A 14,624-nucleotide genomic window follows, 5' to 3' on the forward strand; every position below is an offset into this window, starting at 1 on the left:
TTTATTCATCTTCAGTTAGAGCCAAAAATACTTCATCTAAACTGGGCTGACTAAGGGAAAAAGTAACATATTCAATATGCTGAGCAGTTAAATCAGTTAAAGCTTTAGCAGAAGCAGAAGGATCATCTACTTTAATAAACAATTGCAAACTCTTTGAGGATTCATGTAAAACAGATCCAACACTTTCTTCTAGAATAGTTTCTGCTTTTTCTCGATCAGCTTCGTTCTTTAAAGTGATATGGAGCATACCTGAGCCGACAGATGATTTTAGTTCTTGTGCTGTTCCTTCAGCAATGATTTTTCCTTTATTGATTACAGCAATTCGGTCTGCTAACTGATCAGCCTCTTCTAAATATTGAGTAGTCAGTAAAACAGTGGTCCCGGCTGATGTTAATGCACGAATGACAGCCCAGACTTGGTTTCTGCTTCTAGGATCTAATCCTGTCGTTGGTTCATCTAAAAATAATAAGTCAGGGGTCACTACAATACTAGCGGCGATATCTAGACGTCGGCGCATACCGCCAGAGTATTCTTTAGCTTGTTTAGAAGCTGCTTCCGCTAGCCCGAAAGCTTCCAGTAGTTCAGCTGAACGGATTTTAGCTTCTTTTTTGCTATAGCCCATCAGTCTGGAAATCATAACCAGGTTCTCAGTACCTGTCAAATCTTCATCCACAGAAGCATACTGTCCAGTCAGCGCGATACGGGGACGGATTTTTTTAGCTTCTTTGGCAACATCATGACCGAATATCTTAGCTGTTCCATTATCAATTTTTAGCAAAGTAGTTAACATTTTTAAAGTAGTGGTTTTACCAGCACCGTTTGGTCCAAGAAAGCCATAAACAGTTCCTTTCTGGATTTTCAAGTCAATCTCGTCAACTGCAGTAAAATCCCCAAATTGTTTGTTTAACCCGTGCACTTCAACAGCGTAATCTTTTATTTCATTTATCATGTTACTCCTCCTTTGTTTTGGGGAAATCGGATTACTCAGGATAGAGTGAAAGCCGAAGTTTATAATTATATTCTACATAATACTTATCTTGAAGTACATTATATTTATGTAAAGTTGAAACGCCAGAGCAAAGGTCAGAATGCTGTTTAGTTGAAGCTGTATTGAATGTTGATATAAGCAATTCGTTTAAGATTAATATGAACTTTACCTCATTCTCTTAGCATCCGCCATACAAGTCTGTTACAATATATGAGAAAACATATTTTGGAAGGAGCAACAATTCATTATGACTAGTAAAGGTGTCACGATTTATTTTGTTCGTCATGGAGAAACGTATTTAAACTATTACGGACGTATGCAAGGATGGAGTAATGCTCCATTAACAGATAATGGTATTGAAGATGTTCGTCGATGCGGACGTGGCTTAACTGATGTGAAATTTGACGCAGTCTATACAAGTGACTTAACACGTACACAAGACACAGCTTCCATCATTTTAGAAGAAAATAAGCAAACTCCAAAAATGGATATGGTACAAATGCCTGAATTCAGAGAAGTATTCTTTGGCTCTTACGAAGGAATGCCTGGTTCAGAAGCGTGGAAAAAAGTTGCTGAACAGATGGGGTACGCTTCTTCCCGTGACATGTTCTTAAATACAGAAATTCCAGATCGAATGAATGCATTTAGAGAAACAGATCCTTACCATGATGCTGAAAACTTTATGATGTTCTGGAATCGTGTGGAACAAGGTCTGATTAAATTGATTGACAAACATCGGGATACTGGAGAGACTATATTACTAGTAGCTCATGGGGGAACAATTCGTTATATACTACAGAACCTGATTCCTGACTTAACAGATACAAAAGCATTGCTGAACGCAAGTGTATCTGTAGCGGCTTATCACGATGGTAAATATCATCTTGACCGTTACAATGATGTTTCTCATTTTAGAGATGAAGAATAAAATTAGTTAGATTTGAGGATAAAGTATTGAAACCTAAAGCATTAGTATTTTTTGATCTAGATGGAACATTGTTAAATAATCAGTCAGAACTAGACCAGGATGTTATTGAAGCACTGGAAAAATTAAAAGTAAATGGTGGAGTGCCTTTTATTTCTACAGGTCGTAGTCACCTGCAAGTGGAACATGTATTAAAAGAGACCGCTATTGATTCCTTTATTTCTTTAAATGGACAGTATATTCAATATGAAGGTCAAGATATTTATGAAGGAATCTTTGATCAGAGTCTTTTAGATAGGATCCAATCTAAAGTTGAGGAAACCGATATTTCAGTTGCCTATTATAGTAAAGATGGATTCAGAATCACTAGAAAAGATAAAAACTCTACTGAAGCGTATGAGTTTATTCATACTGAAGTTCCAAAAGTCGATCAAGAGTATAAGAATCATCATGAAATTCTGATGGCTTTACTTTTTACAGAAAACACAACGTTAGATGCAGAATTTTTAGAAGAATTTCCTGAATTATCTTTCTATCGAAACTCGCCTTTCTCTATTGATACGATCCTAAAAGAAAACTCAAAAGCAATTGGAATTAATCGTTTAGTTAATAAATTAGGATTTGAAGAGATACCGACTTATGCATTTGGAGACGGTCCAAATGATTTGGAGATGCTTAAAGAAGTCGATTACAGCGTAGCAATGGAAAATGGTACAGCTGAAGTCAAAGCTGTTGCTGATTATATTGCAAAGAGTAATATCAATGGTGGAATCGTAGACGGATTAAAACATTTCGGACTGATTTAATTCTAAACAAAAATCACACATCTTTTTATCATTTGTCAATCGAATGATAGGAAGGTGTGTGATTTTATGATATTAAGTATAATTTTTATTCATCGTCTTCTACTAAAGAAACAGGATGAAATTCTTTATCTTTACAAAGTAGAAAATTCAATTCAAAATCATTATGGTATCCTTGAAGATTATATACGATATTTTCACCATTCTGCAATCGATCTTTACGGAACAAAGAAGGATGCAACTTTTTAACCACATCAATTAAAGCAAGTAACAGCATATCTGGTGTCTTTAATAAATTTCTGAAATCCTCATCGCTAAGTCGGTAACTTTTAAAGAATTCTTCAGTAAAGTCATTGTCCGGTCTAAGAGCAGATACAAAGCGAAGACTAGTAGGAGTCATGTAACGTAACTTAAATGAATCACTTTCGCGATCATAAATAATGAAGTCAGCTGAATAAAGCTCTTGGTCCATTTCAAATAGCAGCTTATACTTCTTTATATCAATATCATTTAACTTTGGATCTTCATCAATCATTGTATTGAATTCTTTTAACAAGCTATCCAAAATTCTCATCTGGTCAAAATTCATTTATCGCACCTCCTTTTTCAATTTTATTATAGCATTATCAAAAAAAAATCGCACATCAAACCCTAATTAATGCGACATTGAAAGGTTACACCTACTGAACATAGGCTAGGATCAGTTTGTGCGTTTGTTATGCCATTTCAGTACATTATAAACTTCCACATTTCGAATCAGATCGATATTCACCCTTTTAACTCGTCCATCTTTTAATTGTAATATAATCTTGTCCCCTAGATAGCCCATAACTAAGCAATGAACATCTGGGTAAAACTGTCCGTTTCTTAACACATTTGCTTGGATGGCAACGGGAGATTTTGTGAGATAAGCCTCGTAAAGGACTGTTGAAACCTCTTCTATTGTCATTTCTTCTTTAGCGGTGATGTCGCTTTTCTCATCTTCTGCTTTCATCATTTTCAATGCTTCAGAGTGATCTGACAGCATCATTCCTTGCCATTTCTTTATTCCTCGATCTTTATACCCTAACTTATCTGGATTAAGTAGAATGACTTCTTCTGACATAGTGATTACCCCTTTATGCGAATGCATGTTTGTATAGTTTAATAATAGGAACATTCGTTCGAATAGTCAAGTAGAATAATTTGAAATTCCTAACCCGTATCAAGAATGACTTAGAGGGCTCCTCGTTAGCGTCCTTAGCAATTTTTTTTGATGGGGTTTATTTTAGAAAAATAAGGGGAGCAATGATTGTTTTAAGCAGTTTCATCAACTATACTATGGGTAAACTGAGACTCAAGGAGGAGGAAATAAAAATGAATAGAATCAATCTTATTGCCTTAGGCGTTCAAAATATGGAAAGAGCACTGACTTTTTATAAAGGAATAGGGTTTAAATGTTATGAGGATTCTTCCAATCCACCTATCGTATTTTTTGATAATCAAGGGACGAAGTTAGAGTTGTTCCCTTTAAAAGAGCTGGCACAGGATATTAATGCGCAAACACCCCCGACTATCACACAACAAGGTTTTAATGGAATTACTTTTGCAATTAATACAAAAGAAAAAAGAGAAGTGGATGAACTGATGGCGTTAGTAAAAGAAAAGGGCGGTACGATAGCCAAAATACCCGAAACTGTATCGTGGGGTGGCTATAGTGGATATTTTCAAGACCCAGATGGTTATTATTGGGAAGTGGCCTATGCAGATAGCTGGAAATTTGATGAGCATAATATGTTGGTGATTGAGCCGTGATATATAGAAAAGTTTAAAAAGAGGAGAAATAAGTATGATAGAAATGAAAAGGGTAGGAATGGAAACACTAGATTCAATGGTCGAAAAAGTCTTTGCTGAACAAGATATAGATCATTTTGGAAGTATAGTGGAAACAAATAAAGAAAAAATAGCCATAGGAGCTTACTTAGACAAGAAGTTAGTCGGAGGAATCGTTGCGGATAAAGAGTACCAAACGATCCATGTTTCCTTATTAGTGATTACTCAAGACGCTAGAGGATTATCAATAGGCAGTAAATTGTTGCAGGAAATTGAAACAATCGCAAAAGAAAAGGGCATCATTCATATCACTCTTACAACGAGAAGTTATCAAGCAGTCGACTTTTATAAAAAGAATGGCTATACAGTTTTTGCAACCTTAGAAGATATGCCAATAGAAGGCGTAACAAAGTACTACTTTGATAAAAGACTAAAGTGAATAAAGAGTTATCTTCTTAAATATGAATCTCTGTTAGTATTGTTTCTTTGGTCTTTTACTTACGCCTCTTCAAGTAAGTTTATACAGTAACGTCTTTAGGGTGAGAGTTATTTTGTTGCTTTTTTGTAGCTAAGGTTCTGTATTCTATTTTCCTTTTTCAATTTGAATATTCGTTTCATTTTCAGTAGCACTTTGAGAAACTAATCTTGCTTGTTCTGCTTTTAATTTTTCTACTTCTTTTTTTAGCTGATTGATCTGCTCATCAATATTTGCTAAAGTGACTACTTTGCTTTGTTCTTCCGGGGACATATTTTCTTGTTCTAATTGCTCTTTTTTATTTTGCAAAGCAGTACTATCGAATGTCACCAAAATCTCTCCTTTTTTGACCTCTTGATTTTCTTCAAGATTATTTACTTTGATTTTTGTTTCTAGTGGCATATGTTGGTCTTCTGTTTTAGTTGCGGTTAGTTGAGCCGATGTCCGGATAAAAACTTCTTCTTTTGTAAAAGTCAAGAATAGACTAACCAAGAGAAAGAAAATAATTACAGAGTATAGCACCCACCGATAGAATTTCTGATGTTGTTGACTATATATACCTGAGTGGTCAAGCCAGTCGTTCTTATGCATTGTTTTGCCTTCCTTATCTTAAATTTCCCATAATTGTTGGTAGAGGCCCTCATTGTAACGCAAATCATCATGGGTACCTTGCTCCACCAATTTTCCTTCGTTAAGTACTAAAATTTGATTACAGACTTTGGCTATAGGTAAATGATGAGCAATAAAAATCAAGGTTTTCATTTCTAAATTTATCAGGTAGTCTAAAATTGTATGCTCTAAGAACCTATCCAGTCCACTGGTCGCCTCATCTAATATTAGGACATCAGCGTCTTTCAATAAGGCACGAGCAATAGCCAATCTTTGCCGTTGACCACCAGAAAGATTGGTTCCGCCCTCTTCTATTATTGTGTCGTAACGTAAGGGTTGCTGGTTAATAAATGCGCTCAATTGAACTGCATCGCAAACTTCAACTATTCGTTCAAAGCTAGGTGAGATATCTAAGCTAAAGGTTAAATTCTCAATGATAGATCCACTAAAAAAGAATGATTCCTGGGGAATATAAGTTACTCGGTCGCGTAATTGATGAAAAGGAATGTCTAAATGGTTGATATGACCATAACGAATAGTTCCTTCAGACGGGGAGTAAAAATTTACTAGTAATTTTGCTAAGGTAGATTTTCCCGAACCACTAACGCCAACAAAGGCAACCTTACTAAATGGTGGAATAGTACAAGATAGATTACTCAAAGTTGGAGGATTCATTTTGTAAGAAAATGAAACATCTTCTAAGCTAATTCCCTGTTGAAATGTTTGATCTGTAACAACACGATTAGGGTGTTGGTTAACTGACTCCGTTTCAATAGCAAGAATTTCATTTAAACGTTTGTTGGCAACTTGTGCTGTCTGCATTTTTACCTGTAAATTAATGATATTTTGTAAAGGATCAGTAAAAAAAACAAGCAGCGCATTATAAGTAATAAGTTGACCTAAGCTAATCGTACCATCCATGACGTAATAAGAACCTACCCATAAAATTAGTGCGCTACTGATTAACTGAATAGCGTGTTTGATGCCTTGTTGGATATTGTCTAAGGTTGACGTACGAAAAGACTTTTTCATCAATTTAACAAATTCTCGATCGACTAGATCATAGACTTTTTCTTCACCATTGTATGCCTTAATGGTTTCAATCCCCTTAAGGCTTTCAATAATACTAGAATTTAAAGTTGCACCAGCAATCATTTCTTCTTGATTCGCTTTTTCATGGTTTTTGACAAAAGCTAAAATAGCAACTAAATAAAAAGGTAACGAGGCTAAAGTGATCAAAAATAAGGTAACATTTTGAAAGGCTAAGGTAATCCCTACAATTACGACCATACCAATGTCTAAAAAAACAGACAAGGTGGCACTTGCTAAAGCATCAATAATTTTATTAGCGTCAAGAAAACGAGAAATGATTTCTCCCGATTTACGAGTAGCAAAAAAATTCATTGGCAAAGAAAGTACGTGCTTAAAATATTGAAGCATTATCGTCATACTCATACGTTGGCCCAATATAACTAAGATATAATTTCGGCTATATTCAAATATGATACGAAAGAAGTAGATAACAATTAATCCCACAGAGACAACGTTTAAAGCAGAACGGGCTTGGTTAGGAATAAAAAAATCGAGAATTCCTTGAAAATAGAAAGAACTTCCTATGCCAAAAGAAGTAATAAAAATTGATGCTAAAATAATATTAAAAACAAGCCCTTTTTGATGCCAAATAACTGGTAAAAAAGAATTTATGCTCGCAACTTTTTCTTTACTAGGAAAGTAAGTTTCTTTGGGAGTAGGCAATAATAAAATACCTGTCCATTCTTTAGCAAATTCTTCAATCGTTATTTTTACTTTCCCTATAGCTGGGTCATCAATTAATAAGGTCTTTCCTTTTATTCCATAAACAACTACATAATGCATATAGCTATTTTCAATTACAATATGTGCAATTAAAGGTAGTGGTAACTCTTTTTCTCCCCACACATCATTATCCGCTTGAACAGCGGGGCAATCAAAAGATAAATGTTCAAATGTTTTCTTTAATCCAAAAGCTGTGGTTCCTTCTAAATCAGTTCCTGAAAAATCACGTAATTTGTGAATGGAAATTTCTGTCTTGTAATGTTTTAAAATCATGGATATACAAGAAACACCACAATCTTTTTCGTCTTGTTGCTGAATATGAGTAAAAAGTTTCATCAATGTACAGTGGTCCTTTCAAAATTAAGTTAATATTTATTTCAATTTTTCTTTAATTAGTTTTGCTTTCCCTAATGCAAAGTTTCTTACTAAGTCAGATTCAAAATAAACAGCACGTTTTTTAAAATTAATTTCTTTTGCATTAATTAAATTCACTAAACAAGATCGATTAATCTTGAATAAAGTAGGGTATTTTTTTTCTAATTCAACTAACTTTCCATAAAATTCATATTGACCATTTTTAGTATATAGAGATAATCTATGGGGAAGCTTAGAAGATTCTAAAAAATAAATATCTTGTAAATCAAGAGTAAATGTTTGAGACCCGATAGAAAATATAAATGCTTGGTTTAAACTAATTTTTGCTTCATCAATTCTTTTCTGAGCAAGGAGTAGTAAATCTACAATTTCTGACCGATAGTTATCCAAAGGTTGATCTTTTATCACAAAACCTAATGTTTCCACACGTCTTTTAATAGTTAAAGGGATCATTTCATCATGTGTTGTAATGAAAATGATTTTTGCTTGGACATCTTGCGCACGTATTTTTTCCGCTAGATCAATTCCGGTTATAGTGTGGTTTAAATCAATATCTAAAAAGTAAATTCCCTGCTTAGGTTTAAACTTTTTTAAGTAATTTTCTACTTCGTCTGGGCTTTGTGTTTTTAAACTGATTTGGAAAAGATCACTATGAAAAAGTGTGAAATTTTGAATGATTGTTTCAATCTGTTGTAGTTGAATAAGTTGATCTTCACAAATAATAATAGGATAAGTCATAATAGTTCCTTTCTTACCACATCAGGATAATACTAGTGATGAATGTAGAGTTTTTCATTTTGTATTGAATAAACATATTTTGAGTTTTTTCATTTATTTCTTGAATCGTGTTCATTCCTAATCCTTTATGATCCGCTTTTGTTGAAACACCCTTTTCCATCAACTTTCTGATAGAAAGGTTAGTTCCTTTATAGCTATTTTCAAGAAGAAATTCAAGCTGTGAGTCATCTTGATAAATCATAAGAGATAATTTCCGTTCTTCGCTTTCTTTAGAGGCTTCTATTGCATTATCAAGAACAATACCCAATATTCTTACACAATCAAAAATCGGAATAGGGACTAGTTCAATAGTTTGGTTACATTCTAATTGAATATCTAACTGATTTTCATTTGCTTGATAAATTTTCGAAATAAAAAGACTTTTTAAATATGAATTTTTTATATTCTTTAATTGTTGACTGCTACTTGATATATCCTTTACAAAATAATGATTAGAATACTTATCTAATTCATGGACTTGTTTCGAAAAATCTATGTCTTTTTTTAAGTAAGAGATTTCTTTTAAACTGAGTAATAAATTTTTGTAATCATGTTTAAACTTATTTAGTTTTTCTTGACTTTGTTCTAACTGATCAGTGTATCTCTTTAAATAAATAAGTTCTTGTTCTTTCAACCGTTGCTCATATGTTTCTTTTTGCTTCTTAGTTGTTCGAACACCTAAAATAAAAATAAATATGGTCTGCACGACAAGGAAAACTAAAATTCCTAAAATGAATTGATCAAATACTTTATATTGATGCGCAGTATATGATATGAAGAAAGAAATTCCCCATAGGTAAATCATGCACATAAAAGTTGTAATAGAACTATAGCTTTTAATGATTTTCTGAATACTTACCTTTTTGTATAACAAAACAAATATAGTTAGCAAGAAACATTCAAAAATTATTTGTATAATTACATAGTCATAATCATTAACTCCTTGGAAAAATCTGGGTATCATCAATAATGAGCTAATGATTGATATACTATAACTTACGAGTAAACTTAGCATGAGCTTATTTAAAAGGACAATTTTCTTGTTCCCGTTCTCTCTCAAGAAAAAATAACTACTAATTATCGGTATCAAATCAGAAAAATCGGTAAATAATTCGATAAAAAAGGTAATTGGAATAAGCACAATTACCTTTGAATATTTACTAATTGTAGCTTCATCTTTAGTAACAAAGAATATTAAGAAGTAAAAAATAAAAATATTTATTAACATACGTAGTAAGTAAGCCTTTGTATCAATGATAATCAAGAAAATACCTCCCTGATTAAATTATACGAAAGTTAAAGATTATTAGCAGTTTTTGAAAAAAGAAAAGACACATTGTGCTAAATTAGATGAGGGGGCCCCTTTAGTTACTGATTTATTACCGCCTCGTATTTGTTTTAATTTTTTTTCAGAACACTCTTCAATTTTTAAGTCTTTTTTATCGTTCACTTTTATTCCCTCCAATTTTTTTACAGAGATAGTATGCCATACATTTAGTTATAAAACGAAAAACTTTCCTGAAACGCTAGTAAATTATTCCTGAACAATATAACCGATAGAAAGTATAGGTTAAGGAAGAGTATCGTTGTAGTTCAGGAATAAACATTCCACGAATAAAAAAATTGTGGTACAGTCAGCGTATTATCAAAATATTTTATGAAGGAGCGTGTGATTACATGCAAAAGGTTAAAGAACTTAGCGTTAAAGAAATGCAACAAACTAAAGGAGGGAAATATTATGGAAATGGTGTTTCTTGTAATAAAAAAGGATGCACTGTAGATTGGGGAAAAGCTATTGGAATTATCGGAAATAATGCAGCAGCAAATTGGGCTACAGGCGGAGCCGCTGGTTGGAATAAATGATAACTAAAGATACTCATTTTTATATTGTAAAAAAATAAAGAAAATACCCATCCATGGTATTACATAACATAGATGGGTATTTATACTTGCACGGGTCTTTTTAGGCAAAGTTTGATATCGAACATGGGTTATAGTTATATTTTATAGTTTCAACAATTATGTTCTACTAGTCAAGCTAAGGCATTTTCAACGGCATGTAAAGAAATATACAATATCAATCAAAATTAAAAGTATATTGAATTTAGGAAGGATATTTTATGAGCAAATTAAAATGGTTTTCCGGAGGAAATGAACGGGCGAAACAAGCAGAAAAAATTATGACTGATTTATTAGATGATCTAAAAACAGACTTAGGTAACGAGTCGCTACAAAAAGTGTTAGAGAATTATCTTGAAGAGTTAAAACAAAAGAGCGCTTCTGTTCCTATGATTTTGAGTCGAATGAACTTAGATATTTCTAAAGCAATCAGAAATGATCGAGCTGTTTTATCAGACTATCAATCAAAAAAATTAAAAGAGTTGACTTCCGTATCCAATATTAGATATAAATATTAATAGTGGATACAAAGGTATGACTCCAATATAATAGTTTGTCAGTGTGATAAAATGAATCGTACTGTAGTCTATGCAAAAAAAACATCTGATTCCTTTAATTTAAAGGAATCAGATGTTTTTTAGGTTACGATTGAACTTACACAATGGAGTTGAGGGGAGTCGAACCCCTGTCCAGACACATTGGCACTCAAGCCTCTACGTTCATAGTTACACTATTAGATTTCGCTCAACATTAGCCGCATAACAGGCGTCATGTGTCGCTAGTCTGGTAATCTCTTCTTATTCTTACAGACGGAAAGAATAAGCGTATCCCACTTAATTATAGGACCCAAACGTGACACGTGGGCGATGCCAGTTCGGATCACGCTAATAAGCTGTTATTACGCAGCTAAAGCGTAAGTGTTATTATTATTGTTTGCAGTTATATTTAACTGTGACGTTGGTATGCAGTCTCGTCACCTGCAGAACGCAACTCAAGCTCAATCTATGCCTGTCGAATCCGTAACAACCCCGATATAGAATAAAACTTGAAAGCAAATGGATCGTAGAGAACGACCATTTCTAAAAGCATTATAGCACAAATTGTTTAGAAATGAAAGTCTGTTCGCTTATCTAAACAATAATCGTGTGATTTACATAGACGCTTGTTATAATGAATGAAAAGGTAAGAAAGGTGTACTGATAAATGGATTCAAAAATAACTCAATTAAAAAAATATATAGATGAAGCAGAAATTGTTGCTTTTTTTGGTGGGGCAGGCGTTTCTACTGAAAGTGGTTTACCTGATTATAGATCACGAAAGGGTCTGTATACAGAAATGGAAGGACAGAAATTAAATCCTCAAGAAGTAATGAGTCATAAATATCTGATAGAACATCCTCAAGCTTTCTTTAACCGACGACCTAAAAAAGATAGGGTTGAACCCGAACCAAATGATGCACATAAAGTATTGGCCCAAATGGAACAAGCTGGGAAAGATATACGTGTAATCACTCAAAATGTAGACGGTCTTCACCAGAAAGCAGGTCATCGGTTTGTATTAGAATTACATGGTCATAGTAGAACCTGGTATTGTATGGAATGTTCCAGAGTTTACAAGCCAGAAGAAGTTGAAAAAGATGAACTGAATATACCAAGATGCCCAATCGAACAGGGAATCGTCAGACCAAACATTGTATTATTTGGAGAGAACCCAGACAGAGGTATTTTAGAAAAAAGTAAAGAAACGATTAGTAAAGCACAATTACTAATTATTGCCGGAACATCACTGACGGTAAATCCAGCAAAAAACCTGATCCATCGTTTCAAAGGGAAACATGTAGTAGTCATCAATAATGAAGAGATAGATACAAGAAATCTAAAAGTCGACCTATATATAGAAGGAAAAGTCGGAGAAACCTTTAAAGCTATAAATGAATAATAAAAATACGCTCAGTATATAGAGAAATTATTTTCTATACATACTGAGCGTATTTTTTTAGTTGCTTATTATTCTGTTTGAACCTTCATCAGAATCATAGTGATAATGCTTATACATTTGTGCTAACAGCATAGGATCTGAACTGACTTTATGCATCAGATTAGCAGCAGCCTGCAGAGACTGCTCTTTTTTTGCAGCTCTAGCTTCGTCTGTTTTTGTACACACGGTCAAATCATCTAATACATTATGAAAATCTTCAAGGAAATTCTTAAACCCATGACTATCTTCCAGCAATACATTTTTTACGGATTGATTTTTACGATGGAGATAAATTAGGTAGTCTTTTACCGTCATTCCCATGTTTTCAGCGAATGCTACGATCTCTTGATATTCTGTATTTTCTTTCATCCAGATAAGCCTCTACCTTCTTTCGTTAATAATCATATAGTTAATAAAATATTAACGGAATTATAATATTGGTATTAAATATATTACAATTCTAAAATTTATAAGTGAATTTGTAAATAAAAAAAGTGAATAATTAAAATTCTATAATAAATAACAATACCAATTTTATAATTATTCTATTCAAATATAAACAATGAATAAGAAATAATAAATAATGAATGTAAGGCATAAAACTCTAATAAGGTAATAGATACGGGAAACTCAACGTTTGAAATTAATAGATATGGAGATATTGAGTAACTAAAAACAGGAAAATACTAACATAAAGTAACTTGTTCAAAAAAGTGTCACATTTATTCTGCAATCGATTTCAAATCGCTAGAAAAACGTGTGTATAACATATTAAATGCGAATTATAAGTATTGTTTATTGAATTTACTGACAATTACCATTGACTTTATCATTTAATAAATATAAAATTTGAAAAAGATTATAAAAATGTGTGTATTCTAATTTTATAGATTTAAATACATAATTCATTAGACAGAAGGAGTGGAGGATAAATGGGATATAAAATTTGGGAAGAAGCGTTAGCTGCTAATTATAAAACGACTGTTTCATGGAGAAGACAGTTACATGAGAATCCAGAACCTTCTTTCGAAGAATATGAAACCCGGAAATATATTGCGGATAAATTAAAATCGTTTGGGTATGAAGAAATTGAGGAAGAAGTAGGGGGTGGCGGAATTGTTGCTTATCTGAGAGGAAAGCAAGAAGGACCAACAATTGGATTTAGAGCAGACTTTGATGCTTTAAAAATTCAAGAAGCTACCGGATTATCTTTTTCATCTAAAAATCCCGGTGTTATGCATGCCTGTGGACATGATGGACATACAGCAACCTTGCTTAGTGTAGCCAAGGTAATGAAAGAGTATCAGTCTAGTTTATCTGGCACAGTAAAATTTATCTTTCAACATGCAGAAGAAGTTTTACCAGGTGGCGGAAAGGCAATGGTTGATGCAGGTGTATTAGATGATGTGGATTTCATATATGGACTTCATCTGAGATCACCTCTTGAATACGGTAAAGTTACTTATTGTTCTGGTTACGCTATGGCTGCTCCGGACTTCTTTGAAATTAAGATACAGGGTAAAGGTGGACATGCAGCGCATCCTAATGCCACAGTTGATTCAGTTGTGATCGCCTCTTATGTAGTGAATCAGCTCCAATCAATCATTAGCCGTAAAAAAGATCCGACTAAATCAGGGGTCCTAACATTCTCTACCCTTAAAGCCGGGGATGGAGCAAATAATGTTATTGCGGACAAAGCTTTTCTCAAAGGAACAGTTCGTACATTTGATCCTGAAGTAAGAAATATGATAGAAGATAAAATCAAATTTATGACAGAACAAATTTGTAAAGCACATGATGCAACCTGTGAAGTCAATTATGGACGTGGCTATCCAGCGCTTTATAATCATGAAACAGAAACTGAAATAATTGCTGATTTATTTAAAGAAACATTTGGCGAAGAAACGGTTGAATCAACCCCGTTGCGTATGGGAGGAGAAGATTTTGCTTACTTCTTAGAAGAAAAGCCTGGTTCATTTTTCTTCGTTAATTCAGGTAATGAAGAAAAGGGAATCATTTATCCTCACCATCACCCAAAATTTGACTTTGATGAACGTGCACTCTTGTTAGGTGGTAAGTGCTTCTTAGCCATCATTGATCATTACTTGACCGAGAAAGAAACGCATAAAGTTAAAGCATCATCAGTTGTGGGAGAATAGTCAATTCGTA

The 14,624-nt window shown here is 33.4% G+C and carries 17 protein-coding genes and 1 other RNA gene; 8 read left to right on the forward strand and 10 right to left on the reverse strand.

Going from position 1 to position 14,624, the window contains the following annotated elements; translation table 11 throughout:
- Position 1: 1 nt before the first annotated feature.
- A complete protein-coding gene (locus BLT22_RS03150; protein WP_091760602.1) occupies positions 2 to 949 on the reverse strand; it encodes an ATP-binding cassette domain-containing protein in 948 nt (315 codons plus the stop codon).
- A gap of 286 nt (positions 950 to 1,235) precedes the next feature.
- Here BLT22_RS03150 and BLT22_RS03155 point away from each other — a divergent pair, with 286 nt between their 5' ends.
- Together BLT22_RS03155 and BLT22_RS03160 are read left to right on the forward strand one after the other, a co-directional pair.
- Entirely contained in the window at positions 1,236 to 1,916 is a 681-nt protein-coding gene (locus tag BLT22_RS03155) for a histidine phosphatase family protein (RefSeq protein WP_087057477.1), read from the forward strand.
- A gap of 26 nt (positions 1,917 to 1,942) precedes the next feature.
- Complete coding sequence (locus BLT22_RS03160; protein WP_236048837.1) at positions 1,943 to 2,719, forward strand: Cof-type HAD-IIB family hydrolase; 777 nt, start codon at positions 1,943 to 1,945, stop codon at positions 2,717 to 2,719.
- Positions 2,720 to 2,804: 85 nt separating this feature from the next.
- On the opposite strand, the gene BLT22_RS03165 is transcribed toward BLT22_RS03160, so the two are convergent.
- Positions 2,805 to 3,305: a hypothetical protein gene (locus tag BLT22_RS03165; protein ID WP_087058669.1), complete on the reverse strand. Its 501-nt coding sequence runs from the start codon at positions 3,303 to 3,305 to the stop codon at positions 2,805 to 2,807.
- Positions 3,306 to 3,416: 111 nt separating this feature from the next.
- A complete protein-coding gene (locus BLT22_RS03170; RefSeq protein WP_091760608.1) occupies positions 3,417 to 3,821 on the reverse strand; it encodes a hypothetical protein in 405 nt (134 codons plus the stop codon).
- A 251-nt stretch (positions 3,822 to 4,072) separates the two neighbouring features.
- On the opposite strand from BLT22_RS03170, the gene BLT22_RS03175 reads away from it, so the two are divergent.
- Positions 4,073 to 4,510, forward strand: coding sequence for a VOC family protein (locus tag BLT22_RS03175; protein ID WP_091760611.1), 438 nt, complete (start codon positions 4,073 to 4,075; stop codon positions 4,508 to 4,510).
- Positions 4,511 to 4,544: 34 nt separating this feature from the next.
- Positions 4,545 to 4,967: a GNAT family N-acetyltransferase gene (locus tag BLT22_RS03180; protein WP_091760614.1), complete on the forward strand. Its 423-nt coding sequence runs from the start codon at positions 4,545 to 4,547 to the stop codon at positions 4,965 to 4,967.
- A 144-nt stretch (positions 4,968 to 5,111) separates the two neighbouring features.
- Here BLT22_RS03180 and BLT22_RS03185 read toward each other — a convergent pair whose 3' ends face one another.
- The 5 genes from BLT22_RS03185 to BLT22_RS03205 are packed head-to-tail and all read right to left on the reverse strand — an operon-like array spanning position 5,112 to position 10,029.
- Positions 5,112 to 5,594, reverse strand: a complete 483-nt coding sequence (locus BLT22_RS03185) for an HlyD family secretion protein (protein ID WP_091760617.1) — start codon at positions 5,592 to 5,594, stop codon at positions 5,112 to 5,114.
- Between the two features lie 18 nt (positions 5,595 to 5,612).
- Positions 5,613 to 7,763 carry a peptide cleavage/export ABC transporter gene (locus BLT22_RS03190; RefSeq protein ID WP_091760620.1) on the reverse strand — a complete coding sequence of 717 codons (2,151 nt, stop codon included), beginning with the start codon at positions 7,761 to 7,763 and terminating at the stop codon, positions 5,613 to 5,615.
- 36 nt (positions 7,764 to 7,799) lie between these two features.
- A complete protein-coding gene (locus BLT22_RS03195) occupies positions 7,800 to 8,540 on the reverse strand; it encodes a response regulator transcription factor (RefSeq protein ID WP_091760623.1) in 741 nt (246 codons plus the stop codon).
- Between the two features lie 13 nt (positions 8,541 to 8,553).
- On the reverse strand, positions 8,554 to 9,843 hold the full coding sequence (locus BLT22_RS03200) for a sensor histidine kinase (RefSeq protein ID WP_091760626.1): 1,290 nt from the start codon (positions 9,841 to 9,843) through the stop codon (positions 8,554 to 8,556).
- Positions 9,844 to 9,885: 42 nt separating this feature from the next.
- Positions 9,886 to 10,029 carry an EntF family bacteriocin induction factor gene (locus BLT22_RS03205; RefSeq protein WP_091760629.1) on the reverse strand — a complete coding sequence of 48 codons (144 nt, stop codon included), beginning with the start codon at positions 10,027 to 10,029 and terminating at the stop codon, positions 9,886 to 9,888.
- Between the two features lie 227 nt (positions 10,030 to 10,256).
- On the opposite strand from BLT22_RS03205, the gene BLT22_RS03210 reads away from it, so the two are divergent.
- Positions 10,257 to 10,442 (forward strand): leucocin A/sakacin P family class II bacteriocin, encoded by a 186-nt coding sequence (locus BLT22_RS03210; protein WP_091760632.1) that lies wholly within the window; start codon positions 10,257 to 10,259, stop codon positions 10,440 to 10,442.
- A gap of 257 nt (positions 10,443 to 10,699) precedes the next feature.
- Complete coding sequence (locus tag BLT22_RS03215) at positions 10,700 to 10,996, forward strand: bacteriocin immunity protein (RefSeq protein ID WP_087058677.1); 297 nt, start codon at positions 10,700 to 10,702, stop codon at positions 10,994 to 10,996.
- 141 nt (positions 10,997 to 11,137) lie between these two features.
- On the opposite strand, the gene ssrA is transcribed toward BLT22_RS03215, so the two are convergent.
- Positions 11,138 to 11,508: a transfer-messenger RNA gene (gene ssrA / locus BLT22_RS03220) on the reverse strand.
- Between the two features lie 173 nt (positions 11,509 to 11,681).
- Here ssrA and BLT22_RS03225 point away from each other — a divergent pair.
- The gene (locus BLT22_RS03225) at positions 11,682 to 12,416 is read left to right on the forward strand and encodes an NAD-dependent protein deacylase (RefSeq protein ID WP_091760635.1); all 735 of its coding nucleotides are present in this window, start codon (positions 11,682 to 11,684) and stop codon (positions 12,414 to 12,416) included.
- A gap of 57 nt (positions 12,417 to 12,473) precedes the next feature.
- Here BLT22_RS03225 and BLT22_RS03230 read toward each other — a convergent pair whose 3' ends face one another.
- A complete protein-coding gene (locus BLT22_RS03230; RefSeq protein ID WP_091760638.1) occupies positions 12,474 to 12,824 on the reverse strand; it encodes a hypothetical protein in 351 nt (116 codons plus the stop codon).
- A 563-nt stretch (positions 12,825 to 13,387) separates the two neighbouring features.
- Here BLT22_RS03230 and BLT22_RS03235 point away from each other — a divergent pair.
- On the forward strand, positions 13,388 to 14,614 hold the full coding sequence (locus BLT22_RS03235) for an amidohydrolase (RefSeq protein ID WP_091760641.1): 1,227 nt from the start codon (positions 13,388 to 13,390) through the stop codon (positions 14,612 to 14,614).
- The last annotated feature ends 10 nt before the right edge of the window (positions 14,615 to 14,624 follow it).

This window comes from Marinilactibacillus psychrotolerans (assembly GCF_900101525.1).
Classification (GTDB): domain Bacteria; phylum Bacillota; class Bacilli; order Lactobacillales; family Carnobacteriaceae_A; genus Marinilactibacillus; species Marinilactibacillus psychrotolerans.

Bases quoted from the DNA above. Each gene is read 5' to 3' on its own strand.
- BLT22_RS03190 (WP_091760620.1), bottom strand. From the start codon at position 7,763: ATGAAACTTTTTACTCATATTCAGCAACAAGACGAAAAAGATTGTGGT.
- BLT22_RS03150 (WP_091760602.1), bottom strand. From the start codon at position 949: ATGATAAATGAAATAAAAGATTACGCTGTTGAAGTGCACGGGTTAAAC.
- BLT22_RS03175 (WP_091760611.1), top strand. From the start codon at position 4,073: ATGAATAGAATCAATCTTATTGCCTTAGGCGTTCAAAATATGGAAAGA.
- BLT22_RS03210 (WP_091760632.1), top strand. From the start codon at position 10,257: ATGCAAAAGGTTAAAGAACTTAGCGTTAAAGAAATGCAACAAACTAAA.
- BLT22_RS03165 (WP_087058669.1), bottom strand. From the start codon at position 3,305: ATGAATTTTGACCAGATGAGAATTTTGGATAGCTTGTTAAAAGAATTC.
- BLT22_RS03225 (WP_091760635.1), top strand. From the start codon at position 11,682: ATGGATTCAAAAATAACTCAATTAAAAAAATATATAGATGAAGCAGAA.
- BLT22_RS03215 (WP_087058677.1), top strand. From the start codon at position 10,700: ATGAGCAAATTAAAATGGTTTTCCGGAGGAAATGAACGGGCGAAACAA.
- BLT22_RS03185 (WP_091760617.1), bottom strand. From the start codon at position 5,594: ATGCATAAGAACGACTGGCTTGACCACTCAGGTATATATAGTCAACAA.
- BLT22_RS03180 (WP_091760614.1), top strand. From the start codon at position 4,545: ATGATAGAAATGAAAAGGGTAGGAATGGAAACACTAGATTCAATGGTC.
- BLT22_RS03230 (WP_091760638.1), bottom strand. From the start codon at position 12,824: ATGAAAGAAAATACAGAATATCAAGAGATCGTAGCATTCGCTGAAAAC.
- BLT22_RS03170 (WP_091760608.1), bottom strand. From the start codon at position 3,821: ATGTCAGAAGAAGTCATTCTACTTAATCCAGATAAGTTAGGGTATAAA.
- BLT22_RS03235 (WP_091760641.1), top strand. From the start codon at position 13,388: ATGGGATATAAAATTTGGGAAGAAGCGTTAGCTGCTAATTATAAAACG.
- BLT22_RS03155 (WP_087057477.1), top strand. From the start codon at position 1,236: ATGACTAGTAAAGGTGTCACGATTTATTTTGTTCGTCATGGAGAAACG.
- BLT22_RS03195 (WP_091760623.1), bottom strand. From the start codon at position 8,540: ATGACTTATCCTATTATTATTTGTGAAGATCAACTTATTCAACTACAA.